The organism is Methylobacterium sp. CM6246 (genome assembly GCF_054818005.1).
This window is the reverse complement of sequence record NZ_JBTXKY010000001.1, coordinates 644,070-668,371: the sequence shown is the minus strand read 5'-3', so window position 1 is coordinate 668,371 and position 24,302 is coordinate 644,070. Positions and strand designations below refer to the sequence as shown.

Genomic DNA, 24,302 nt, shown 5'->3' with positions numbered 1-24,302 from the left:
GCCGTCACGCGGACGGAACCAGTTCCGGCGGCTCCATCTTTCGGTAGAACGCCGCCCGCCGTCCGAGAAGCTGGGCCATCCTGGGAGGCATCATGAATTCCATCGTCGTCGTGGCCCTGATCTGTGCCGCCTCCGTCCAGACTCCGGATTGTTCGCGCGAGACCGCCTTGGACGTGATCACCGGCCCGGCCCACACGCTTCAAGAATGCCTGATCCAGGGACCCGTGCTGGCGGCCAATGCCGGTTTCAAGGGCGAGGACGGCGCCTATGTGAAGACCCGCTGCGAACAGAAGCACTGAACCGGACGCGTTCCCGACGGACAGGCCCGCGGATGATCAGTCTCCAGCGCGGGGCCCCGTCTCGGGCCGGGCCGGCTTGAACTGCGAAGGGCTGCGCGTCGAGCGGTCCACCGCCGTCTTCAACTTGAGTTCAAGACGCGGCAAATGAAATCTGCTTCGGCCCCGGCGCCGGACGGGTTAGAAGTCATGATCCAATAAAACGCCACGCGAGCCAAAACCATGTCCGCATCCCCCGTTATCCAGACCGAGCCGCAGGACGTCGTCAGCCTCGTCAAGGCAGCCGGCGAGAGCGCGAAGGCCCTCCTGTCGGAAGCCACGCGCCGGGTCCGCACGCGCATCCTCGGGACGGACGGGCGGATCGATGCCGGCAAGCTCGAGGCGCAGCAGCATGCCGCCCACGGGCTCGCGTGGCTCGCGACCTACGCGGAGGCGGTGGCCGAACTCGGCGGCTATGCCGAGCGTCTCCAGGCCGAGGGCCGGTTCGGCGAGACCGAGACGCTGCTCGTGCGGATCGGCGCGGGCGAGTACCTCGACCAGCTGTTCTCCGGCATCCCGATGAGCCAGGGCGAGATGGTCCGCCCGGTCGGCTCGCTGGGCCTGTCGGCCAAGGAAGTCGCGCAGTACCGCACCGACGCGGTCGAGACCCTGATCGCCGAGGGCAACACCCTGGAGCACCGCGCCGCCCTGGTGGCGCTGATGCGTGAGGGCGGCGGCTCCGCCACGGTGGGTGCCTCGGGCCTCGACGAGGACATGGAGGCGATCCGCTCCGAGATGCGCCGCTTCGGCAAGGCCGAGGTGGTCGAGCAGGCGCATGAGTGGCACCTGAAGAACGAATACATCCCCATGGAGGTCGTCACCAAGATGGCCGAGCTGGGCGTGTTCGGCCTGACCATCCCGGAGGAATACGGCGGCATGGGCCTGCCCAAGACCGCGATGTGCGTGGTCTCGGAGGAGCTGTCCCGGGCCTATATCGGCGTCGGCTCGCTCGGCACCCGCTCGGAGATCGCCGCCGAACTGATCCTGTGCGGCGGCACCGAGGAGCAGAAGCACCGCTTCCTGCCCAAGATCGCCTCGGGCGATATTTTGCCGACCGCCGTGTTCACCGAGCCGAATACCGGCTCGGACCTTGCCTCGCTTCGCACCAAGGCGGTGAAGGAGGGCGAGGTCTGGAAGATAACCGGCAACAAGACCTGGATCACCCACCCGGTCCGGGCCGACATCATGACCGTGCTGGTGCGGACCAAGCCCGAGGAGAAGGGCCATCGCGGCCTCTCGATGCTGATCGCCGAGAAGCCCCGGGGCACGGACGAAGAGCCGTTCCCGCTCCAGGGCCTGTCCGGCGGCGAGATCGAGGTGCTCGGCTACCGCGGCATGAAGGAGTACGAGCTGGCCTTCGAGGAACTGGAGGTTCCGGCCGCGAACCTGCTCGGCGAGGTCGAGGGCAAGGGCTTCGCCCAGCTGATGCAGACCTTCGAGTCGGCCCGGATCCAGACCGCGGCCCGGGCCATCGGCGTTGCCCAGTCGGCCCTCGACGTGGCCCTGCGCTACGCCGAGGACCGGGTCCAGTTCGGCAAGGCGCTGGTCAGCTTCCCGCGGGTCGCCGACAAGCTCGCCATGATGGCGGTGGAGATCAACATCGCCCGCCAGCTCACCTACTTCTCGGCTCGCGAGAAGGATGCCGGCAAGCGCTGTGACCTGGAGGCCGGGATGGCCAAGCTGCTGGGCGCCCGGGTCGCCTGGGCGGCCGCCGACAACGCGCTCCAGATCCACGGCGGCAACGGCTTCGCGCTGGAATACCCGGTCAGCCGGATCCTGTGCGACGCCCGCATCCTGTCGATCTTCGAGGGCGCGGCCGAGATCCAGGCCCAGGTCATCGCCCGGCGGCTGCTCGAGGCCGCGTAAAGATTGCGGCCCCCGCACACGGTCCGGGACCGTGTGCGGGGGCCTGGCACAGCCCGAGTGCATCGGGGGTCTGCCCCGATAGCCCCGCCCCGAGGGCTGAAACCCTCGGGAACCCGCTACTTGGTGATCTTCACCGAGACCGGGTCGCTCGACGGGAACGTCTCCTCGAGGGCGTCGTCGAGGCGCTCGTCCAGCTTCTCCTGCTTGTTCTCGGGATTGGCCTTGTCGCCCGGCTTGGCGCTGCCCTGCTGGAAGCCCGGCTTGGTCTCGTTCTTCAGCGTCTGGTCGTCGGCCATGTCTGTCGCTCGTCGGTGAGGAGTGCACGCTGGGTGCCTGTGCGCATCAACGCGACGGGCCCCCGGTGTTTCCGATCTTTCCCCCGGCGGCGGCCGCATTCGACCCGGGCGTCCCCGGATCAGGCGGTGGCGACCGCGCGGCCCGGCTGCCGGCGCGCGATCCGGCCCGGCGCGACGGCCTCCCGCATCACCGTTTCGTAGACGCTGGTCAGCCGATCCAGATGGACGTCCGGGGTCAGCGGCGCGGTCCAGTAGCGGCCATGCGCGGCCCGGCCCATCCGGGCGGCGAGGTCGTCGTCGGACAGGCGGCGCAGGTGGGCGGCAAGCGCGTCGGGATCGCCCGAGCGGAACCAGAAGCCGGTCTCCCCGTCGACCACCGCTTCCCGGCCCGCGCAGGCATCGCTGACGACCACCGGCGTGCCGCAGGCCAGGGCCTCGTAGACGGTGAGCGGTTGGCCCTCGTACCAGACGCTCGGGAAGACCAGCGCCCGCGCCTGCCGCATCAGCGCCTGCACGGCGGCGGAGTCGCGCCAGCCCAGCATCACCGCCTCGGGATAGCGGGCGGCGAGGTCGGCCCGCTCGGAGCCGTCGCCCACGAACACCGCCCGCACCCCGGCCCGCCGGGCGGCCTCCGCGAAGATCGGCGCGCCCTTCTCGGTGGAGATCCGGCCGACGAACAGGAAGTCCCCCGGCGGCCCCGCCTGGACCAGCGCCTGGTCCACGGCGATCGGGTTGTCGACCCGGTGGAACCGGGTGCCGGCGGGCAGCAGCGGCCGGACCACGCTCTCCTGCAGGTCGCTGATCGTGATCACGTGGGCGAACAGCTCGGGCAACCGGGCGACATGCGCGAGCCCGGCATGGCGGACCATCCGGGCGACCTTGCGCGGGTAGCTGCGGGCGTCGCAGTTCGCCAGGATGCAGGAGGCCGACATCGGCACCCGGTGGCAGATCTTCTGCTCCGGATAGGCGTAGAACCCCCCGGTCGGGCAGACCAGGAAGAACTCGTGCATCGTGTAGAGGCAGGGCAGCCCGGAGGCCCGCAGGGCCGGGCCGATGGCGGGCGACAGTGCCTTGGCGAAGGCGTGGACATGGACCAGCGTGTCGCGCGGATCGCAGGCGGCGAGCTCGGCCGCCAGCGCCCGGGCCGCCGCCCCGTTCCAGATCGCCTGGGCCGCGAAGGCCAATTTGCTCCGCGCCGTGGTGACGTCGTCCTGTTCCAGGCAAACCACCCGGATTCCGGCGCGCTCCAGCCGCGGATCGATCGGGCCCACGGCCGCGAACAGGCTGACGCGGAAACCCCGGGCGGCGAGACCGAGGGCGGATTCGATCGCGACCTTGGCTTGGCCGCCGTTGATCGCGGCGTGATCGGCGACGAGGACGACGTGCACGTCAGGAACTCTGCCGCTCTCTTTTCGGAGCGTAAGTCTGTAACGAGCGGCGGTTGATCCTCCGTAAACCGGCTTGGACTTATCATTGCGGCAGGCCCTGCCGAGACAATGCATGCATGTCGTGATCCTCGCCGAGTTCGCGACCGCCAGCGGCGGGGCGGAGAAGGTCGCCCTGGAATCCGCCCGCGGGCTCGCCGAGGCCGGCTTGGCGGTGACCTACATCCAGGCGATCCGAGGTCCGGTCGATCCCCTGCTGGACCATCCGGGCATTGACCGGATCGAGCTCGGCCTGCCCGACATCTGGACCCTGGGCGGCGTCCGGGCGGCGGCCACCGGGATCTGGCATGCGGCCGCGGCGCGCGCCCTGGAGGCGGCGTTCCGGCACCTGCCGGCGGCGCCGGATTGCCTCCACCTGCATCAGTGGACCCGCACCATGTCGCCGGCGATCTTCCCGGTCCTGTCCCGGCTCGGCGTGCCGGTGGTCGTCACCCTGCACGATTACGCCATGGCCTGCCCGAACGGGGTCTATTACCGGTTCGACCGGGCCGAGCCCTGCGGGCTGGCGCCGCTGTCGCCGGCGTGCCTCGCCGCGCCCTGCGACCCCCGCAGCCGGGTTCACAAGCTCGTGCGCGTCGCCCGCGCGGGGGCGCTCCGGCAGGCGCTGCACGGGCGTCCGATCCACGTCGTCCACGTCTGCGACGCCAGCCGGCGGCGGCTCGGCGACCTGCTCGGCGGCTACGCGCTCACCCATCACCGCGTCGACAACCCGGTCCGGGTCGCGGACGGGCCGCCGGCCGACCCCGCCCGGGGCGACGCCATCGCGTATGTCGGCCGCCTGACTCGGGAGAAGGGGGCCGACCTCGTGGCGGACGCCGCCCGGGCGGCGGGGCTGACCGCCCTGTTCGTCGGCGCCGGCCCCCTGGAGGCGGAACTGCGCGCCCGGCCCGGCGTCGAGGTGGTCGGATGGCAGGCGCCCGATGCCGTCTGGGCCCTGCTGCGCGGACGCGCCCGGGCGCTCGCCGCCCCGTCGCGCTGGTACGAGACCGGGCCGCTCACCGTCTACGAGGCCCTGGCGGCCGGCATCCCGGTGGTCGCCTCCGACCGGTCCGGGGCCGCCGAGAAGGTCCGGGACGGGCGGACCGGCTTCGTGGTCGCCCCCGAGATCGAGCCCCTGACGGCGGCGTTCTCGGCCCTGCGGGACGATACCCGCGCCCGGACCCTCGGGGACAACGCCTGGGCCCGGTTCCGGGCCGAGCCGATGACCCTCGCAACCCACGCCGCCGCGCTGCGCGCGCTCTACGCCGGCCTCGTGGGAAGCGGCGCGGGTGCGCTGCACCATGCCGGTGGAGCCGCACGGTCCGCCTAGCGGCCGGCCGTGCCGGATCGACGACCCCTCGATCAGTCTCTGCCCCGGGCGCTGCGGCTATAGACAGCGGACAGCTTTGATATAGAGAGGCATCGCGCCGAGCCGATCATGACGAAACGCTCGGTAACGAACGGCGGAGCCGCCGAGCTTTGTCATTGACCGACGCGTTGCCGGCGCAGCGATCCGAACACTGCCGTTTGGCCGCCAGTCTGCACTTTATCGACGTTTCCGTCCCGGCCCGGAACCGCAGATCGGCAGTTGACTTCTTGTTGCAGTGCAACATATAGAAGCGCGTCACCGCGGACGCAGATCGGCGTCCCACCCCGAGACAGCGTGTGCTGGAGACTTCGATGCAGACCCCGAACTTCGAGATCCCGACCGAGATGCGCGACTTCGCCGAGAAGAGTGTCGACCAGGCGCGCAACGCCGTCGGGACCCTGATGTCGAACGCCATGAAGGCGGCCGAGCAGGCCCAGGTCTCGGGCCAGACCCTCCAGTCGACCATGACGGCGGCGGTCTCGAAGGGTTTCGAGCACGCGCAGAACAACGCCAACGCGACCTTCGACTTCGCCCAGAAGTTGGCCCGCACCAAGGACCTGCGCGAGGCGTTCGAGCTGCAGTCCGAGTTCGTCCGCAGCCAGTTCGCCGCCCTTCAGGCCCAGGCCAAGGATTTCGGCGCCCTCGCGCAGCAGAACGTCGCCCGCTAAAGCGCTTGCCGCCGGAGTGGATACCGGTTCGGCGTAAGCGAGCGCGTTGCTCTCAGACACGGCTCCGTCCGCTCCGGCGGACGGAGCGCGGCGGTGCCAGGTCCGACAGGGCGGGCACCGCTGGATCGTCCAGACCCGAGCCCATCAGACCCAGGCGGTCCTCCCCTCCCGGCCGGCGCTCCGTCAGGGGGCCCGACGCAAACGAGGAGACGATCCGCCATGGGCAAGCCGCGTCGACCCAGGAGGCCCCGCTTCACCTGGAACCCGCAGCTCGGCGTCGAGCCGGGTACGGCCGCACCTGCGACCGATACGGCCATCCCGGCGGATGCCGTGTCCAAGGCCACGGAGACCGGTGTCTCTCCGAGCCGGGAGGCCGCCGAGCCGAGCGCGCCGGCCGCGTTGCCGGTGGCCGCCTTCGTCCCGCCCGTCACGGTCGAGCCCGCTCCGACCGGCGCCGCGGAGCCTCCGGCCAAGGGCACGTCCTATCGTCCAGGGAGCGACGGCATCGGCACGACGATCGCCCAGTACATGCAGGGCGAGGGCGAGGCCGCACTGGCGCATATCCGCGCGCTGTCGCAAGCCGGCTCACCGACCGAGCTGATCCGCCTCCAGATGGGCGAGGTCCAGCGCGCCGCCGACGCCTCCCTGACCTGCTGGAGCGCCGTGTTCCGCCAGGCGAGCCGCCTCGTCGCGTTCCGCTGACGGCACGGGTGCGGGCTTGATGCGATCAGGCCGGCGACAGCGTCGATACGAGGCGCTCGCTCACACCGAACCGAGATCGCTTGGGCGGCGACCGCTCCGGCCCCGCCCACCTCGCCGAAGGACCTGAATGGACATGATGTCCAATCCGTCCCTTCCCGAGGTAAGGTCCTGCGAGCCTGGCAGGCAGCCGACGCCAAGCAGGACTTCGGTCGGCTGGTCGATGCGGCCAAGGACGGCCCCCAGTTGCTGCTCCGGCATGCCGAGCCCGTGGGGGTCGTGCCGTCGATGGAGCATCACGAGCGCCTGGGGACCCAAGCCGACGCCGCGTTCGCGGACTTCCTGCTCGCGTCGCCGCTCGAAGAGGCGGATTTCGACAAGGACGTCGGCCTGAGCCTGTCCGGTGACTGAGCCGCCGGCCGGCTGGATCGTAGACACGAACGTGATCTCGCGACCGTCCGCGACGAAGGACGATCCGGATCCGCCGGCCTCGCGCTGGATCCGGCGCAACGCCCATCCGATCCGGATCAGCGCCGTGACCATCGCGGAGATTCGCCGTGGGCTCGCGTTGGAGACCTTGCGGATCGAGCGCTTGAAAGACCCGCGGGCCCGACGACGCGACCAAGCCGTCCTCGACATCAAGGCGGACTGGTACGGACATTTGCGATCCCGCTTCGCCGACCGCATCGTTTCGATCGACGCCGACGTGGCCGAACGTTGGGCCGACGTCTCGGTCCGGTTTCCCTCCATCCGTGATGGGGACAAGGCGATCCTGGCTTCGGCGCTCGTCCATCGCTACGGGATCGCGACGCGCAATCGTTCGGACTTCAAGGCCTCGTCGGTGCCGCTGGTGGATCCGTTCGACCCGGCTACGCGGTGGGACGACGATCCGGGGCCCGACCGACCCCCATCCGGGTCATTGATCGATGTCACCCCGTGATCCGGCGCTGAACCCAGGACCGCCACATTCGGGTTGTCCATCGCGGCAACCCGCCAGGTCGCACCCGCAACCATCGATTAACCACGATCATCCTATGCCTGGGTGGAGGGCACGGGAGATGAATCCGGACCGATGCCGAGCTGTGCGCACCTGATCCGTTCCGCCTTGTACCGCCTCTGCCTCGCCGCGACGCTGGCGGCGACGCCGGTCGTGGCCCAGAACGGCGACAAGCCGACCAATCCGCCCACCGGGCCGGCGCCCGCGGTCGCCATCGGGGCGGATCTCGCCAGCCAGGCCGGCACCACGCGGCTCACCCTGACGCTGTCGCGGGCCGTGGAGGCGCGCGGCTTCGTGATGGAGCGGCCCGACCGGGCGGTGATCGATCTGCCCGAGGTCAACTTCCAGCTCGATTCCGGGGCCGGGCGCCGCCGCGAGGGCGTGGTCCAATCGTTCCGCTACGGGTTGTTCGCCCCCGGCCGCTCCCGGGTCGTGATCGATCTGGCCGCCCCGGCCGCGATCGGGCGGATCGAGACCGTGACCCGGGCCCGGGACGGTGCGGTGCTGCTGACGATCCCGCTCCAGCGGGTCGAGCGCGAGGCCTTCCGCAAGGCCGCCGCCGCCAGCGATCCGGCCCCCGCCCAGGCACGCAGCGCCCCGCCCGAGCCCGCCGACCAGCGCCCGCTGATCATGGTCGATGCCGGGCATGGCGGCACCGATCCCGGGGCGATCGCGGTGGGCGGGGTGTTCGAGAAGGACATCGTGTTCGGCTTCGCGCAGGCGCTGGTCGGGAAGCTCGAAGCCGGGGGCCGCTACCGGGTCCGGATGACCCGCGACCGGGACGTGTTCGTGCCGCTCGCCGAACGCGTGCGCATCGCCCGCGAGGCCAAGGCCGACCTGTTCGTGTCGATCCACGCGGATTCGATTTCGGCGGCCCCGCAGGTGCGGGGCGCCACGATCTACACCAACGCCGAGAAGGCCACCGACATCGAATCCGCCAAGCTCGCCGAGCGCGAGAACCGGGCCGACGCGGCGGCCGGCGCCGACGCCGCCGAGGCGCCCCCGGACATCGCCGACATCCTGCAGGAGCTGACCCTGCGCGAGACCCGCGGCTTCTCGTCGGGCTTCGCCCGCACGCTGATGGGCCAGCTCGCCCCGGTCATGGAGATGAGCGCCAAGCCCCACCGGGAGGCACGCTTCATGGTGCTGCGCTCCCCGGACGTTCCGAGCGTGCTGGTGGAACTCGGCTATCTGTCGAGCAAGCGCGACCTGGAGATGCTGCAATCGCCCGAGTGGCGGGCGGGCGTCACCGGCTCCATGGCCAAGGCGATCGACCAGTTCTTCGGCAACCGCGCGACGCTCAGGCCCGCGCTGATCACGCGACGGTCGGCCGCCGTCGCCCCAGTTTTACCATAGAGTAAGTGTCGATACGGGACGTCCGAACGCCCCGTCGCACCGCCGTTGAACCGGTAATCCGAGGGGGCTTCACGGGAGCGTCCGGGAGCCGACCGCGTCGAGAATCGACGCCCGTGCCGGATGAGCCGAACCCGGCAGGCGGCCGGGCCAGCGACGAGCGGAACACCGGATGCGTCTGATCCTTCGTTTCTTCGGGATCCTGTTCAGCGCCGCCGCGGTGCTGTTCGTGGTCGGCGCCGCGGCCGGCGGGTACTTCTATTGGAAGTACAGCCAGGACCTGCCCGACCACGCCGCGCTCGCCAATTACGAGCCGCCGGTGATGACCCGCATTCACGCGTCGGACGGCTCGCTGCTCGCCGAGTATGCCCGCGAGCGCCGGCTGTACCTGCCGATCCAGGCGATGCCGAAGATCGTGGTCGCGGCCTTCCTGTCGGCCGAGGACAAGAACTTCTACAAGCACGGCGGCATCGATCCCGAGGGGATCGTGCGCGCGTTCCTGACCAACGCCAAGTCGGGCAAGCGCCAGGGCGCCTCGACCATCACCCAGCAGGTCGCCAAGAATTTCCTGCTGTCGTCCGAGCAGACCTACGACCGCAAGATCCGCGAGGCGCTGCTCGCCCTGCGGATCGAGGCGGCCTACTCCAAGGACAAGATCCTTGAGCTGTATCTGAACGAGATCTTTTTGGGCACCATCGTGCCCGGCCGCAACCTGCACGGCGTGGCGGCGGCCGCGCTGGATTACTTCGGCAAGTCGGTCCACGAATTGACCATCAACGAGGCCGCCTACCTCGCCGCGCTGCCGAAGGGCCCGAACAACTACCACCCCTACCGCAAGACCCAGGCGGCCCTGGACCGCCGCAACGAGATCATCCGCCTGATGGCGGAGAACAGCTACATCACCAAGGAAGAGGCGGATTCCGCCAAGAAGATGCCGCTCGGGGTCAACCCGCGGGTTGCCTTCCCGAACGCCGCCAACGCCAACTACTTCACCGAGGAGGTCCGGCGCGAGATCTCCGAGCGCTACGGCGAGAAGAAGCTCTACGAGGGCGGCCTCTCGGTGCGCGCCACCCTCGACCCGAAGATGCAGGCCTGGGCCCGCAAGGCCCTGGTCGACGGCCTGGTGCGCTACGACCAGGCCCATGGCTGGCGCGGCGCCGTCACCAAGGTCGACCTGACCGGACGCGACTGGGGCATGGCTGCCGCCGAGGTGCCGGCGCTCGGCGACGTGGCGCCGTGGCGGCTCGCCGTGGTGCTCGGCAACGGCGGCGGCGGCGTGCAGGTCGGCCTCCAGCCCCGGCGCGAGGCTTCGGGCCAGGTCGGCAAGGACCGCGAGACCGGCGTGATCACCCCGGACGGCATGCGCTGGGCCGGCCGCCCCAACCTCCAGCCCGGCGACATGGTCTATGTCGAGGCGATCGACGGCGGGCGCGGGCAGTACCGCCTGCGCCAGAAGCCCGAGGTGTCCGGCGCCATCGTGGCGATGGACCCGAATACCGGCCGCGTCCACGCGATGGTCGGCGGCTTCTCGTACGACGAATCCGAGTTCAACCGGGCCACCCAGGCGATGCGCCAGCCCGGCTCCTCGTTCAAGCCGATCGTCTACTCGGCGGCGCTCGACAACGGCTACACGCCCGCCTCGATCGTGCAGGACACGCCGATCACCATCGAGGGCGGCCCCGGCCAGGAAGCCTGGACGCCCTCGAACTACGACGGCAAGTCCGGCGGCCCGCACACCCTGCGGTACGGGATCGAGCATTCGAAGAACCTGATGACGGTCCGGCTCGCCAAGGATGTCGGCATGCCGCTCATCGCCGAGTACGCCCGCCGCTTCGGCGTCTACGACGACCTGCTGCCGGTTCTGCCGATGTCGCTCGGCGCCGGCGAGACCACGGTCATGCGCATGGTCACGGCCTACTCGATGCTCGCCAATGGCGGGCGCCGCATCCGGCCGACCCTGATCGACCGCATCCAGGACCGCATCGGCGAGACCATCTACCGGCACGACAACCGCAAGTGCATCGGCTGCGACGCCGAGAAATGGTCGGGCCAGGACGAGCCGAAGCTGGTGGACGATTCCGAGCAGGTGCTCGACCCGCTCACCGCCTACCAGATGGTCTCGATCATGGAGGGCGTCGTCCAGCGCGGCACCGCGACCCTGCTGAAGCAGATCGGCAAGCCGCTCGCCGGCAAGACCGGCACCACCAACGACGCCAAGGACGCGTGGTTCGTGGGCTTCTCGCCGGATCTCGCGGTCGGCATCTATATCGGCTTCGACAAGCCGCGCTCGCTCGGTGACCGTGCCACCGGCGGCGGCTTGGCGGCCCCGATCGCCCTCGAGTTCCTGAAGGTCGCCCTCAAGGACAAGCCGCCGACCCCGTTCCGCGTGCCCCCGGGGATCAAGCTGATACGCGTGAACCTCGGCTCCGGCACCCGCGCCGGCTCGGGGGAGGGCGCCGGCACGATCCTGGAGGCCTTCAAGCCGGGCACCGCGCCGCCCGATTCCTACGTCGCCCCGGCCCAGAGCGCTGCCCCCGCTTCGGTCCCGGCGGACCCCGACCGGGCCGCCCAGGCCGGCGGGCTCTACTGAGGGCCGGAAGCGGGATCTGACCCACCGGGTCATTCCGGGGTGCCGCAGGCGAACCCGGAACCCATAACCGCCGACGGTGCGAGGTCTTGATCTGTCGGCGGTTATGGATCCCGGGTTCCGCTTCGCGGCCCCGGGATCCCAAACTCGGGTGCGGTGCCGGCTGCTGATCCCTCCAAGACAGAAAAAAGCCGCCCGGTTGGGGGCGGCTTGGGAGAGTCATCAGGGAGGCATCAAACAGAGCGGACGGAACCGTCCAACTCGATATCCAGAACTCTGGATGTCTCTTTATGCCCCGTGAACCTTAATCGCCGGTTAAAGATCGGTCTTGCGCCCGAAACTCAGGCGGCGAGACTGTCGAAGAGACCGCGTCCGTCGGTGCCGCCGATCAGGCCTTCGACGAAGTTCTCCGGGTGCGGCATCATCCCGAGGACGTTGCCGCCCTCCGAGTAGACGCCCGCGATGGCGTTGAGGGAGCCGTTGCGGTTGGCCTCGACCGTGATCGTGCCGGCGGCGTCGCAGTACCGGAAGGCCACGCGGCCCTCGCCCTCGATCCGCGCCAGTGTGTCGGGGTCGGCGAAGTAATTGCCCTCGCCATGCGCGACGCAGACGTCGATGACCTGCCCCTGTTTGTAGGCGCTGGTGAAGCGCGTGTCGGTGCGCTCGACCCGCAGCGTCTGGCGGTGGCAGATGAAGCGCCGGTTGACGTTGCGCATCAGGACCCCCGGCAGGAGGCCGGACTCGCACAGGATCTGGAAGCCGTTGCAGATGCCGAGCACGAGGCCGCCCCGGGCCGCATGCGCCCGCACCGCGTCCATGGCGGCCGCGCGTCCCGCGATCGCGCCGCAGCGCAGGTAGTCGCCGTACGAGAAGCCGCCCGGCAGGACGGCGAGGTCGGTCCCGGCCGGCAGATCCGGATCGGCGTGCCAGACCATGCTGACCCGTGCGCCCGACAGGCGCAGCGCCCGGGCGACGTCGCTCTCGCGATTCGAACCCGGAAAGACGACGACCGCAGCGTGCATCAGAGGATCTCGATCGCGTAGTTCTCGACGACGGTGTTGGCGAGCAGCTTCTCGCAGGCCGTCCGCAGGGTGGCCTCGGCGGCCGCGCCGTCGGCGGCGGAGACCTCGAGGTCGAACACCTTGCCCTGCCGGACGCTGTCGACGCCTTCGACGCCCAGCGACCGGAGCGCGGCCTCGATCGCCTTGCCCTGCGGGTCCAGCACACCGGTCTTCAGGGTGACGATGATACGGGCTTTCATGGATCTTCCGGTCTCACGCGCAGCCGAAAACGTGGGCGCGACCCGCGGCGTCGTTACACGGGCGGCCATCGCGCGTTCCCTAGCAGGAAGGCCGCCGGCCTGTCGAACGCCGTGTCGGACGGACGGGGCGGCTAGCGGGGCGTGGCCCGGGTGCGGATCGGCTCGATGCTGGTCGCCCGGCGCCAGAGCTGGAGCATGATCCAGGCGGCGAACAGGCTGAACAGACCCATCAGCACGTGGCCGACCCGGTCGCCCAGGTCGAACAGGCCGGCGAGCGCCCAGCCGGCCGCGATGGCGACGGCGAACACCTCGGTGCCGACGAGGACCATCATGCTCACGATGGTGATGGCGTTGCGCCCGTTCACGAGACCCGTCTCCCGGTCGATTGCGAGGCCCCGAAACGAAATGATCCCGGGACCCGCGCAGCTAGCCCAGAGGCGAGGGGCTATGCAACCGCGGGAGCCGGGATCGTCCGGTCCCTGACGTCAGCGCGGCGCGCGCTTGGCCAGGATCCGCTGCAGGGTCCGGCGGTGCATGTTCAGGCGCCGGGCGGTCTCGCTGACGTTGCGGCTGCACAGTTCGTAGACCCGCTGGATGTGCTCCCAGCGGACACGGTCCGCCGACATCGGGTTCTCGGGCGGGTCCGCCCGCTCGCCCGGCTGCGCCATCAGCGTGCCGTGGATCTCGTCGGCGTCGGCGGGCTTGGCGAGGTAGTCGAACGCGCCGAGCTTCACCGCCGTGACGGCGGTCGCGATGTTGCCGTAGCCGGTCAGGATCACGCCCCGCGCCTCGGGGCGGCGCTCCTTGAGGCGGGCGATCACGTCGAGGCCGTTGCCGTCGCCGAGCCGCATGTCGATCACCGCGAAGGCGGGGGGGCGAGCCTCGACGGCTGAGACGCCGTCGGCCACGCTGTCGGCGACCTGGACGTGGTAGCCGCGGCTTTCCATGGCCCGGGCGAGCCGCGTCGAGAACGGCTTGTCGTCGTCCACGATCAGCAGGCTGCGATCGGTGAAGGCGGCGAGGGGATCGGCTTCGTTGATCACGGCAGGATCGATCGCTGTCGTGGTCCCGGGCTGCGTCAGCATCCGGTACTCCTTTCGGGTTTTCGTGAGGGCGTTATTCGGTCAGTTCTTGGTCTGATCCTCATATAGGGACGACATCGCCCGGGGGCAGGGGCGCGTGGATATTGAGTTCCGGCGAATGACGCGGGGCTGCCCCCCGCTCGAAGATGTGGCGGGCCCAGGAGACGCGCACGATCGCCCCATGGGCCTCAGGTGCCGAGACGTTCATCAGCGCGATCTGGGCGCCCGAGCGCTCGATCAGGGTCTTGGCGATGAACAAACCGAGGCCGAGGCCGGCCCCGACGGTCCCGCCGGTCTGCGCGCGGTCGGCGCTGCGGGTGGTTACGTAGGGCTCGCCCGCCCGCAGCAGGACCTCGCTGGAAAAACCCGGACCGTCGTCGCGGATCTCGATCCAGACGCGCTCCTGGGTCCAGCGGCCTTCCACGGTGACGCGCGAATCGGCGAAGTCGACCGCATTGTCGAGGATGTTGGCCAAGCCGAACATCACCCCGGGGTTGCGGCGGCAGGCGGGCTCCGGGCCTTCGCCCAGGCTGGAGATGTCGAGCACGGCGCCAAGCGCGCGCTGGGGCGCCACCAGCTCCTCGACGAGATGGCTGAACGTCACCGTCTCCAGGAAGCCGACGCCGTCGCCGTCGAGGGACGTGAGCTTGCCCAGGATGCCTCGGCAGCGGTCGACCTGCTCGCGCAGCAGGTTCAAATCCTCGGCCACCGCCGGCGAGGCGGTCGGCCCGAGCTGGCGGATCAGCTCCTTGGTCACCAGCATGATCGTCCCGAGGGGCGTGCCCAATTCGTGGGCAGCCGCCGCCGCGAGACCGTCGAGCTGCGACAGGTGCTGCTCCCGGGCCAGCACAAGTTCGGTGGCCGCCAGGGCCTGGGCGAGGAGCCGCGTCTCCTCGGCGACCCGCCACGCGTAGACGCCCGTGAAGGCGGTCCCGAGCAGGATCGCGGTCCAGACCCCCGAGACGTACAGGAACGGCAACTCGATCCGCCCGTCCGAGAACCAGGGCAGGGGCCGGTGCACCAGGGCGAGCAGCGTCGCCAGCCCCACGGCGAGCAGGCCGAGCGCCAGGGTCCGCTCCGGCGGCAGCGCCGTCGCGGAGATCAGCACGGGGGCGAGGAACAGCAGCGAGAACGGGTTCTGCAGGCCGCCGGTGAGGAACAGCAGCGCTGCGAGCTGCACGATGTCGAAGGCCAGCAGCAGGGCTGCGGAATCGTCGCTCAGTCGGTAGCTCGCCGGGAAGCGGATGCGCAGGGCCAGGTTCAGCCAGGACGAGGTGGCGATCACCAGGAAGCACCAGCCGAACGGCAGCGCCAGGCCCAGGCCGAACTGCGCCCCGACCACGGCGGCGCTCTGGCCGGTGATGGCGAGCCAGCGCAGGCGGACGAAGGTGTCCAGCCGGAGGTGCCGGGCGTTGCGGACGAGGCCGTTGAGATTGCTGTCGGGCATGCGTGCATCGATGCAGCGCCGGGTGAATCCTCACCGACGCAGAGCTTGGGCAGACGTGCGGCCCCGTCGAGCCGACGGGGTCGTGACGGGCAAGTCGCCCCGGGGCGCGGATGTTCCGCGATCGTTCAGGGTGGAACCTTAGGCTGTCACCGCGGGTTGCGTCAGGCTTTTCGCCCGTCGGCGCTCCGCCGGCAGTCCCGGGACGCGAGGTGGCGATGCTTCTGGCTTACGCGATGTTCGAGGGCGCCCGCGCCATGATGGCGCCGGCCCGGCTCGCCGCCGACCTGACCCGCCACGCGCTCCAGATGCCCGGCAATCCCCTGGCCTACGGACCCTATGCCCGGGCGGTCAGCGCGGGCTGCGAGATGTTCGAGCGCGCCACCCGCCGCTACGGCAAGCCGGCCTTCGGGTTCACCGAGACGCTGATCGACGGCGCAGCGGTCCCGGTCAGCGAGCGGGTCGTCTGGGAGCGGCCGTTCTGCCGGCTGGTGGCGTTCGAGCGGGCCTTCCTGACCCCGCCCGCCGAGCCGGAGCCGAAGCTGCTCATCGTCGCGCCGATGTCGGGGCACTACGCCACGCTGCTGCGCGGCACCGTGGAGGCGATGCTGCCGAACCACCGGGTCTACATCACCGACTGGAACGATGCCCGGATGGTGCCGCTCGCGGCGGGGCGCTTCGATCTCGACACCTACATCGACTACCTGCAGGAGATGTTCGCGCTGCTCGGGCCGGACCTGCACATCATGGCGGTGTGCCAGCCGGCGGTGCCGGTCCTGGCTGCGGTGGCGCTGATGGAGAGCAAGGACGGCCAAGGGGAGGGCGACCCGGCGGTGCCGGCTTCCATGACCCTGATGGGCGGCCCGATCGACACCCGCCGCTCGCCCACGGCGGTGAACTGCCTCGCCCAGGAGCGCGGCCAGACCTGGTTCGAGCGCAACACGATCAGCCTGGTGCCGCCGATCTTCCCGGGGGCCTGGCGCCGGGTCTATCCCGGCTTCCTGCAGCTGTCGGGCTTCATGGCGATGAACCTCGACCGCCACGTCACCGCCCATTCCGACATGTTCGACCACCTGGTGAAGGGCGACGGCGACTCGGCCGAGAAGCACCGGGACTTCTACGACGAGTACCTCGCAGTGATGGACCTGACCGCGGAATACTACCTGCAGACCGTTCAGACGGTCTTCGTCGACCATGACCTGCCGACGGGCCGGATGCGTCACCGCGGCACCCCGGTCGATCTCGGGGCGATCCGCCGCTGCGCCATCCTGGCGGTGGAGGGCGAGAACGACGACATCTCCGGGGTCGGCCAGACCAAGGCGGCCCTCGACCTGACGCCGAACCTGCCCGAATCCCGCAAGGCGTACCATCTCCAGGCCGGCGTCGGGCATTACGGGGTGTTCAACGGCTCCCGCTACCGCACCGTCATCGCACCGCGGATCGCCGCCTTCATCCGCGCCCAGCAGGCGGAAGCCCGGACGCGCGGATTGCATCTGCGCCAGGTGGGCTGACGAAAGGTCCGATCTCGAAAGGTCCGAGACCGTTCGCGGGTCCAGGGCGGAGCCGGTTTCCCGGGGCCTCCGCCGGAAGGCGGCGAGCCCACTGAAATCCCGCTTCCGATCCCGCGATCCCGCCGTGCATGGCCGGCGCGCGCTGCATTTTGAATTCTCTTCCACCCACGGTGGCGCGAGGCTTGCGAGGTCGTCGGCGTGAGCACGATGACCGCCGATCCTCCACCGCCCCTCCGCGTCCCCGGCCGGACTCCATCCAGCTGGATGAGGCCGTGCGCGAACAGGATGCGGATAACTGGAATTCGATCCCCCAAAACCGTCTTGCGGTAGCAGGGAACTGGCGCATGTTGCTGATCGTGTGAAAATCCAGCTTCCCCCGGCCGCGATACACGGCCGGGTCCTTCCGTCGACCGATTCACAGACGCACCCGGAGTGCGGGCCGGTGGCCGGGATCGAGATCCCGCCGGCCAGGGAGATCACGATGGACCGCAGGACGTTCCTCAAGGGCTCGGCCGCACTCGGGCTGGCCGCCCCGCAGGTCGCGATGCCGGCCGTGGCGCAGGGCGCCAAGGTGCTGCGCTTCGTGCCCCAGGCGAACCTCGCCAATTTCGATCCGATCTGGGGCACGCAATACGTGGTGCGCAATGCCGGCACCCTCGTGTGGGACATGCTGTACGGCGTCGACGCGCAGCTGAAGCCGCAGCGCCAGATGGTCGAATCCGAGGAGGTCTCCGGCGATCAGCTGACCTGGACCTTCCGGCTGCGGCCCGGCCAGACCTTCCACGACGGCGAGCCGGTGCTGGCCAAGGACGTGGTGGCGAGCCTCGGACGCTGGATGGCCCGGGACCCGATCGGCCTGATGATCCGGGGCATCCAGGACGACCTCGCCGCGGTCGACGACCGGACGTTCCGCTGGCGCCTGAAGAAGCCGTTTCCGAAGCTCCTCTACGCGCTCGGCAAGACCAACGCCCCGATGGCCCTGATCATGCCGGAGCGGATCGCCAAGACCGACCCGTTCACGCAGATCACCGAGTATGTCGGCTCCGGCCCGATGACCTTCGTGCGCAACGAATGGGTGCCGGGCGCGCGGGCCGTGTTCCAGAAATTCGCCGGCTACAAGCCCCGCGAGGAGCCGAATTCGTGGCTGGCGGGCGGCAAGCACATCCTGGTCGACCGGGTCGAATGGGTGATCATGCCGGACGCGGCCACCGCCTCGGCGGCCCTGCAGAAGGGCGAGGTCGACTGGTGGGAGAACCCCATCTCCGACCTCGTGCCGCTCCTGCGCAAGAACGCCAACCTCAACGTCGACATCGCCGACCCGCTGGGCAATGTCGGGTCGTTCCGGATGAACCACCTGCATCCGCCCTTCGACAACCCGAAGATCCGCCAGGCCGTCATGACCGCCATGAGCCAGGAGGATTACATGCGGGCGATCGTCGGCGACGACGACACCTTATGGAAGACGCTGCCGGGCTTCTTCACGCCGGGCACGCCGCTCTACACCGAGGCGGGCGGGGGCAGCGTCGGAAAGGGTGACATCAAGCTCGGCCAGAAGCTGCTGAAGGAAGCCGGCTACAAGGGCGAGCCCGTCGTCTGCGTGGTGGCGCAGGACCAGGGGATCACCAAGGCGCAGGGCGACATCACCGCCGACCTGCTGAAGCAGATGGGCTTCAACGTCGACTTCGTCGCCACCGACTGGGGCACCACCGGCACCCGCCGGGCGTCCAAGGCGCCGCCGTCCCAGGGCGGCTGGAACATGTTCCACACCTGGCACGCGGGCGCCGACTGCATCAATCCGGCGGGCTATCCCGCGGTCCGGGCCAGCGGCGACAAGGCCTGGTTCGGCTGGCCCAACGTCCCGCCCGTGGAGGCCGCCATCGCCGAGTGGTTCGACGCGGCCGATCCGGCCGCCGAGAAGGCCGCCATCGACAAGGTCAACGCCGCCGCCTGCGAGGGCGTGGTCTACGTGCCGACCGGGTTCTTCCTCGGCTACCAGGCCTGGCGCAAGAACGTCTCGGGCATCGTGAAGGGGCCGATCCCGTTCACCTGGGGCGTGTCGAAGGCCTGAGGCCAGGAGGCGTCCCATGCTCGGCTATATCGGCAGGCGCATCCTGGCCACCATCCCGGTGATGGCGGTGGTCGGCTTGTTCGTCTTCAGCCTCCTCTACTTCGCCCCCGGCGATCCGGCCGCGATCATCGCGGGCGATCAGGCGACACCGGACGACGTCGCGCGCATCCGCGCCTCGCTCGGCCTCGACCGGCCGTTCCTGGTCCGGTTCGGCGAATGGTCCTGGCAGATCCTGCACGGGGACCTCGGCACCTCGATCTTCACCAACCTGCCGGTCACCACGATGATCGGGCAGCGGGTGCAGCCGACCGTCTCGCTGATGCTCGTCACCCTGATCCTGGCCGTCGTGGTCGCGGTGCCGCTCGGCGTCGTGGCGGCCTGGAAGGCCGGCAGCCTGATCGACCGCCTGGTCATGGGGCTCGCCGTGATGGGCTTCTCGGTGCCGGTCTTCGTGGTCGGCTACGTGCTGGCCTACGTGTTCGCCCTCGAACTCGGCTGGCTGCCGGTGCAGGGCTACACGCCGATCGAGCAGGGCCTGTGGCCGTGGTTCGCGAACCTGATCCTGCCCGCGGTGACGCTGGGCCTCGTCTACATCGCGCTGATCGCCCGGGTGACGCGGGCGACCATGCTGGACGTGCTGCAGCAGGATTACGTGCGCACCGCCCGGGCCAAGGGGCTGGCGCAGGGGCCGGTGCTGTTCATCCATGCCCTCAAGAACGCCGCGGTGCCGATCGTCACCGTGATCGGCATCGGCATCGCGCTGCTGATCGGCGGCGCCGTCGTCACCGAGACGGTGTTCGCGATTCCCGGCCTCGGCCGCCTCACGGTCGATGCGATCCTGCGGCGCGATTACCCGGTCATCCAGGGCGTCGTCCTGCTGTTCAGCTTCGTCTACGTGCTGGTGAACCTCGCCATCGACCTGTTCTACACCTTGCTCGACCCGAGGATCCGCTATTGACCGCGACCGTCGCGCCTCTCTCCGGTCCGTCGCGCGCCGCGGACCCGTCGCTCAAGGGCCCGCCGCACAAGGGGCCGCCCCCCGCGGGGCTCGCCGTCGCCACGCCGCTGCCGGACGTGATCCCGGCCCGCAAGCGCCGGGGCCGGGTCTGGACCTATGTGCGCCGCAACCCGACCATCGTGGCCGGCGGGGGCCTGCTCCTCGTCGTGTTCCTGATGGCGGTGCTCGCGCCCTATCTCGGCACCGTCGATCCCACCGCCCTGGCGCCGGCCAAGCGCACCCGCGTGCCCTCGGCCCAGTACTGGTTCGGCACCGACATGCTCGGCCGGGACATCTATTCGCGGGTGGTCTACGGCGCCCGGGTCTCGCTGCTGGTCGGCTTTTCCGTGGCGCTCCTCGCCTCGGTGGCGGGGCTCGCGGTCGGACTCGTCTCCGGGATGGTGCGCTGGCTCGACGGCATCGTCATGCGGATCGTGGACGGCATGATGTCGATCCCGCCGATCCTACTGGCCATCACCCTGATGGCGCTCACCCGCGGCTCGGTCCAGAACGTGATCGTGGCGATCACCATCGCGGAGATCCCCCGGGTCGCCCGGTTGGTCCGGGGCGTCGTGCTGTCCTTGCGCGAGCAGCCCTATGTCGAGGCCGCCGTGACCACGGGCACGCGCATGCCGGCGATCATCTGGCGCCACATCCTGCCCAACACCCTGGCGCCCATGACCGTGCAGGCGACCTACATCTGCGCCTCCGCGATGATCACCGAGGCGATCCTGTCGTTCATCGGCGCGGGCGTGCCGCCGTCGACGCCGTCCTGGGGCAACATCATGGCCGAGGGCCGGGCCCTCTGGCAGGTGAAGTTCTACATCATCCTGTTCCCGGCGATCTTCCTGTCCATGACGGTGCTCGCGGTGAACCTCGTCGGCGACGGCCTGCGCGACGCCCTCGACCCCCGCATGGCCAAAGACGCGTGAGGACCAGCAGCGTGAGCGGCACCCCCCTCCTGTCGATCGAGAGCCTGCAGGTCCACTTCCGCACCCCCGACGGGGTGAACCGGGCGGTGGACGGCGTGTCCTTCGCCATTCAGGCGGGTGAGACCCTGGCGATCGTCGGCGAATCCGGCTGCGGCAAGTCGGTCACCGCGATGTCGATCCTGCGCCTCCTGCCCGAGCCGCCGGCCAGCATCGCCGGCGCCATCCGGTTCGAGGGGACGAATCTCCTCGATCTGCCGACCCGCGCGATGCGCAAGATCCGCGGCAACGACATCAGCGTCATCTTCCAGGAGCCGATGACCAGCCTGAACCCGGTGCTGACGGTGGGCCGCCAGATCGGCGAGACCCTGCGGCTGCACCAGGGCCTGAGCCGGCGCGAGGCCGAGGCCCGGGCCGTGGAGATGCTGACGCTGGTCGGCATCCCCGAGCCCGGGCGCCGGGTGCGGGAATACCCGCACCAGCTCTCGGGCGGCATGCGCCAGCGGGTGATGATCGCCATCGCGCTCGCCTGCTCGCCCAAGCTCCTGATCGCCGACGAGCCGACCACGGCGCTCGACGTGACCATCCAGGCCCAGATCCTCGACCTGATGCGCGACCTGAAGCATCGCGTCGGCGCCGCGATCATGCTGATCACCCACGATCTCGGCGTGGTCGCCGAGGTCGCCGACCGGGTGGTGGTGATGTATGCCGGCCGGAAGGTCGAGGAGGCCTCGGTCCGTGACCTGTTCCGGGCGCCGCGCCATCCCTACACCCGCGGCCTGATGGGGGCCGTGCCCAAGCTCGGCGCTGTCGAGCACGGCGCCACCGAGCGGCTCGCCGAGATTCCCGGCATGGTCCCGAGCCTGAAGCAGCGGATCGAGGGCTGTGTCTTCGCCGGACGCTGCCCGGACGTGACCGACCTGTGCCGCGCCTACGCCCCGGCCCTGGAGCCGAAGGCCCCCGCGCATCTCGCCGCCTGTCACTACGCGCCCAAGGACGCCCTCGCGGCATGAGCGTCACCCCCGCGCCCACATCCCGCACCCTGCTGGAGGTCAATGACCTCAAGAAACACTTTTCCCTCGGCGGCGGCCTGTTCGGCCGGTCGACCCGGGTGCTCAAGGCGGTGGACGGCCTGTCCTTCACGGTGGACCGGGGCGAGACCCTGTCGCTGGTCGGCGAATCCGGCTGCGGCAAGTCCACGGTCGCCAAGGCGCTGATGCGCCTCTACACGCCGACCGCCGGGCAGGTGGTGCTGGCCGGCCGGCGCATCGACGACCTCTCGGCCGGCACCCTGCGGCCCCTGCGCCGGCGGATGCAGATGGTGTTCCAGGACCCGTTCTCGTCCCTCAACCCGCGGATGCGGGTGCGGGCGATCCTGGCCGAGCCGATCCGCAATTTCGGGCTGGCCAAGGGCTCGGCCGACATCGAGGCGAAGCTCGCGGCCCTGATGGAGCGGGTCGGCCTGCCGCGCGAGGCGTTGGGGCGCTGGCCCCACGAGTTCTCCGGCGGCCAGCGCCAGCGCATCGGCATCGCCCGGGCGCTCGCCGCCGAGCCGGACCTGATCATCTGCGACGAGGCGGTCTCGGCGCTCGACGTCTCGGTGAAGGCCCAGATCGTCAACCTGCTGCGCGACCTGCAGCGCGAGCTCGACCTCGCGATGCTGTTCATCTCGCACGACCTCGCCATCGTGGAGCACATGACCCACCGGGTGGCGGTGATGTATCTCGGCAAGATCGTCGAGATCGGCCCGCGGCGGGCGCTGTTCCTGGCCCCGAAGCACCCCTACACCCAGGCCCTGCTCTCGGCGGTGCCGATCCCCGAGCCCGGGGCCGGGCGCACCCGCATCGTGCTCAAGGGCGACGTCCCGAGCCCGATCAATCCGCCCGCCGGCTGCCGCTTCCACACCCGCTGCCCGCAGGCCTTCGAACGCTGCCGGGTCGAGGAGCCCCGCCTCGATCCGGTGGGCGCCGGCCACTTGGCCGCCTGCCACCTCAACGACGACGCGTCCGCACCGGCGGTCGCGGCCTGACACGATCCCGGAGACAGCCGTGCCGCACGACCTCATCCTCAAGGGTGCGCGGATCATCGACCCGTCCCAGAACCACGACGGGATCGGCGACGTCGCCTTCGCGCAGGGCCGGGTCTCGGGCTTCGGCCGCGATCTCGTCGCGGGCCCGGGCACGCAGGTGCGCGCGATGGCGGGCGCGATCGTCACGCCCGGGCTGATCGACCTGCACACCCACGTCTACTGGGGCGGTACCTCGCTGGGCATCGACGCCGACGCGTTCTGCCGGACCTCCGGGGTGACGACCTCGGTCGATACCGGCAGTGCCGGGCCCGGCAACTTTTCCGGATTTCGCACCCACGTCATCGACCGCTCGGAGGCGCGGATCCTGGCCTACCTGCACGTCTCCTTCGCCGGCATCTTCGGCTTCTCGAAGACCATCATGGTCGGCGAGAGCGAGGATCCGCGGCTGATGGCGCCCCGCGAGGCCGTGGAGGTGGTCGAGGCCAACCGGGACGTCATCGTCGGCATCAAGGTCCGGGTCGGGCGCCACGCCTCCGGCGACCAGGGCACCGCGCCCCTCGACATCGCCCTGCAGGTCGCGGAGGAGACCGGCCTGCCGCTGATGGCCCATATCGACGAGCCGCCGCCGAGCTACGAGGCGGTGCTGGCCATGCTGCGCCCCGGCGACGTGCTGACCCACGCCTTCCGGCCGTTCCCGAATTCCCCGATCACCGCCCAGGGCGCCGTGAAGCCCGCCCTGCGGGAGGCCCGGGCGCGCGGCGTGCTGTTCGATATCGGCCACGGCAAAGGCTCGTTCGCGTTCAAGACCGCCCGCGCCATGCTGGCGGGGGGCTTCCTGCCGGACACGATCTCGTCCGACGTGCACCAGCTCTGCATCGACGGGCCGGCCTTCGATCAGGTCACCACCATGTCCAAGATGCTCTGCCTCGGCATGAGTCTGCGCGACGTCGTCGCCGCCTCCACGGTCAACGCCGCGGTGGCGCTCAAGCGCATGGAATACGGGACCCTGAAGGTCGGGGCGCTCGGCGATGCCACCGTACTGTCGGTCCGGGACGGCGCGTTCGACTACGTGGACACGCGGGGCGAGCACATGACCGGCGCCCAGCGGATCGTGTCGGAGGGCGTGGTGCTGCGGGGTCGATGGTGGCACCCGGTTTGAGATGGGGACGATGCGGTTTTCCGCCGAAGGGCTCGCAGGCCGCCGTCCTTGGGAGCGGAGGACCATCGATCGAGCGCGCCTGGGAGCCGTACGAAACAGAACCTCCAGCGCCGCGTCCGAACCGGCATAAGCGGCCGATTCCACACCCGCGCAGTCGCTCAAGACCGACGCAACGAGCGGGTTCAACCGGACAGCAATCCTAGTTTATTAAGAATGCACCGCTTTACA

At 70.1% G+C, this 24,302-nt stretch carries 23 protein-coding genes; 16 read left to right on the top strand and 7 right to left on the bottom strand.

Annotated elements, in window-relative coordinates; all coding sequences use genetic code 11:
• Nucleotides 1–92: 92 nt before the first annotated feature.
• Together ACYQPG_RS03395 and ACYQPG_RS03390 are read left to right on the top strand one after the other, a co-directional pair.
• Nucleotides 93–299 carry a hypothetical protein gene (locus ACYQPG_RS03395; protein ID WP_147909075.1) on the top strand — a complete coding sequence of 69 codons (207 nt, stop codon included), beginning with the start codon at nt 93–95 and terminating at the stop codon, nt 297–299.
• Nucleotides 300–518: 219 nt separating this feature from the next.
• On the top strand, nt 519–2,201 hold the full coding sequence (locus ACYQPG_RS03390; RefSeq protein WP_147909074.1) for an acyl-CoA dehydrogenase family protein: 1,683 nt from the start codon (nt 519–521) through the stop codon (nt 2,199–2,201).
• Nucleotides 2,202–2,317: 116 nt separating this feature from the next.
• Here ACYQPG_RS03390 and ACYQPG_RS03385 read toward each other — a convergent pair whose 3' ends face one another.
• On the bottom strand, nt 2,318–2,497 hold the full coding sequence (locus ACYQPG_RS03385; RefSeq protein WP_147909073.1) for a hypothetical protein: 180 nt from the start codon (nt 2,495–2,497) through the stop codon (nt 2,318–2,320).
• A gap of 119 nt (nt 2,498–2,616) precedes the next feature.
• Nucleotides 2,617–3,885, bottom strand: coding sequence for a glycosyltransferase family 4 protein (locus ACYQPG_RS03380; protein WP_461230249.1), 1,269 nt, complete (start codon nt 3,883–3,885; stop codon nt 2,617–2,619).
• Nucleotides 3,886–3,997: 112 nt separating this feature from the next.
• Here ACYQPG_RS03380 and ACYQPG_RS03375 point away from each other — a divergent pair, with 112 nt between their 5' ends.
• The 7 genes from ACYQPG_RS03375 (at nt 3,998) to ACYQPG_RS03345 (ending at nt 11,597) form a co-directional block, all read left to right on the top strand.
• Nucleotides 3,998–5,251, top strand: a complete 1,254-nt coding sequence (locus tag ACYQPG_RS03375) for a glycosyltransferase (protein ID WP_461230248.1) — start codon at nt 3,998–4,000, stop codon at nt 5,249–5,251.
• A gap of 350 nt (nt 5,252–5,601) precedes the next feature.
• Nucleotides 5,602–5,958 carry a phasin gene (locus ACYQPG_RS03370; protein WP_147909070.1) on the top strand — a complete coding sequence of 119 codons (357 nt, stop codon included), beginning with the start codon at nt 5,602–5,604 and terminating at the stop codon, nt 5,956–5,958.
• A gap of 219 nt (nt 5,959–6,177) precedes the next feature.
• Nucleotides 6,178–6,660, top strand: coding sequence for a hypothetical protein (locus tag ACYQPG_RS03365; protein WP_461230246.1), 483 nt, complete (start codon nt 6,178–6,180; stop codon nt 6,658–6,660).
• A 24-nt stretch (nt 6,661–6,684) separates the two neighbouring features.
• Nucleotides 6,685–7,068 (top strand): type II toxin-antitoxin system Phd/YefM family antitoxin, encoded by a 384-nt coding sequence (locus ACYQPG_RS03360; RefSeq protein WP_147909068.1) that lies wholly within the window; start codon nt 6,685–6,687, stop codon nt 7,066–7,068.
• Nucleotides 7,061–7,597 (top strand): PIN domain-containing protein, encoded by a 537-nt coding sequence (locus tag ACYQPG_RS03355; RefSeq protein ID WP_419828690.1) that lies wholly within the window; start codon nt 7,061–7,063, stop codon nt 7,595–7,597. The genes ACYQPG_RS03360 and ACYQPG_RS03355 overlap by 8 nt, the downstream gene beginning before the upstream one ends.
• A 132-nt stretch (nt 7,598–7,729) precedes the next feature.
• Nucleotides 7,730–9,010 carry an N-acetylmuramoyl-L-alanine amidase gene (locus ACYQPG_RS03350; protein ID WP_419828689.1) on the top strand — a complete coding sequence of 427 codons (1,281 nt, stop codon included), beginning with the start codon at nt 7,730–7,732 and terminating at the stop codon, nt 9,008–9,010.
• A gap of 169 nt (nt 9,011–9,179) precedes the next feature.
• Nucleotides 9,180–11,597, top strand: a complete 2,418-nt coding sequence (locus ACYQPG_RS03345; RefSeq protein ID WP_147909487.1) for a penicillin-binding protein 1A — start codon at nt 9,180–9,182, stop codon at nt 11,595–11,597.
• A gap of 338 nt (nt 11,598–11,935) precedes the next feature.
• Here ACYQPG_RS03345 and purQ read toward each other — a convergent pair whose 3' ends face one another.
• The 5 genes from purQ to ACYQPG_RS03320 form a co-directional block, all read right to left on the bottom strand.
• Complete coding sequence (gene purQ / locus ACYQPG_RS03340) at nt 11,936–12,616, bottom strand: phosphoribosylformylglycinamidine synthase subunit PurQ (RefSeq protein ID WP_419828688.1); 681 nt, start codon at nt 12,614–12,616, stop codon at nt 11,936–11,938.
• Nucleotides 12,616–12,855 (bottom strand): phosphoribosylformylglycinamidine synthase subunit PurS, encoded by a 240-nt coding sequence (purS, locus tag ACYQPG_RS03335; RefSeq protein WP_147939271.1) that lies wholly within the window; start codon nt 12,853–12,855, stop codon nt 12,616–12,618. The genes purQ and purS overlap by 1 nt, the downstream gene beginning before the upstream one ends.
• Nucleotides 12,856–12,986: 131 nt before the next feature.
• Nucleotides 12,987–13,220, bottom strand: a complete 234-nt coding sequence (locus ACYQPG_RS03330) for a hypothetical protein (RefSeq protein WP_147854731.1) — start codon at nt 13,218–13,220, stop codon at nt 12,987–12,989.
• Between the two features lie 120 nt (nt 13,221–13,340).
• The gene (locus ACYQPG_RS03325; protein ID WP_147854732.1) at nt 13,341–13,940 is read right to left on the bottom strand and encodes an ActR/PrrA/RegA family redox response regulator transcription factor; all 600 of its coding nucleotides are present in this window, start codon (nt 13,938–13,940) and stop codon (nt 13,341–13,343) included.
• A 58-nt stretch (nt 13,941–13,998) separates the two neighbouring features.
• Nucleotides 13,999–15,384 (bottom strand): ActS/PrrB/RegB family redox-sensitive histidine kinase, encoded by a 1,386-nt coding sequence (locus ACYQPG_RS03320; RefSeq protein WP_147909484.1) that lies wholly within the window; start codon nt 15,382–15,384, stop codon nt 13,999–14,001.
• 215 nt (nt 15,385–15,599) lie between these two features.
• On the opposite strand from ACYQPG_RS03320, the gene ACYQPG_RS03315 reads away from it, so the two are divergent.
• The 7 genes from ACYQPG_RS03315 (at nt 15,600) to ACYQPG_RS03285 (ending at nt 24,074) form a co-directional block, all read left to right on the top strand.
• Nucleotides 15,600–16,892 carry a polyhydroxyalkanoate depolymerase gene (locus ACYQPG_RS03315; RefSeq protein WP_419828687.1) on the top strand — a complete coding sequence of 431 codons (1,293 nt, stop codon included), beginning with the start codon at nt 15,600–15,602 and terminating at the stop codon, nt 16,890–16,892.
• Nucleotides 16,893–17,373: 481 nt separating this feature from the next.
• Entirely contained in the window at nt 17,374–18,960 is a 1,587-nt protein-coding gene (locus ACYQPG_RS03310; protein WP_461230245.1) for an ABC transporter substrate-binding protein, read from the top strand.
• Between the two features lie 16 nt (nt 18,961–18,976).
• Nucleotides 18,977–19,918, top strand: a complete 942-nt coding sequence (locus ACYQPG_RS03305; RefSeq protein ID WP_147909481.1) for an ABC transporter permease — start codon at nt 18,977–18,979, stop codon at nt 19,916–19,918.
• Nucleotides 19,915–20,889: an ABC transporter permease gene (locus ACYQPG_RS03300; RefSeq protein ID WP_419828686.1), complete on the top strand. Its 975-nt coding sequence runs from the start codon at nt 19,915–19,917 to the stop codon at nt 20,887–20,889. Before ACYQPG_RS03305 ends, ACYQPG_RS03300 begins: the two co-directional genes overlap by 4 nt.
• 11 nt (nt 20,890–20,900) lie before the next feature.
• Nucleotides 20,901–21,899 (top strand): ABC transporter ATP-binding protein, encoded by a 999-nt coding sequence (locus tag ACYQPG_RS03295; RefSeq protein WP_147909480.1) that lies wholly within the window; start codon nt 20,901–20,903, stop codon nt 21,897–21,899.
• Nucleotides 21,896–22,915: an ABC transporter ATP-binding protein gene (locus ACYQPG_RS03290; RefSeq protein WP_419828685.1), complete on the top strand. Its 1,020-nt coding sequence runs from the start codon at nt 21,896–21,898 to the stop codon at nt 22,913–22,915. Before ACYQPG_RS03295 ends, ACYQPG_RS03290 begins: the two co-directional genes overlap by 4 nt.
• 19 nt (nt 22,916–22,934) lie before the next feature.
• Nucleotides 22,935–24,074 (top strand): amidohydrolase/deacetylase family metallohydrolase, encoded by a 1,140-nt coding sequence (locus tag ACYQPG_RS03285; protein ID WP_147939275.1) that lies wholly within the window; start codon nt 22,935–22,937, stop codon nt 24,072–24,074.
• Nucleotides 24,075–24,302: the final 228 nt, after the last annotated feature.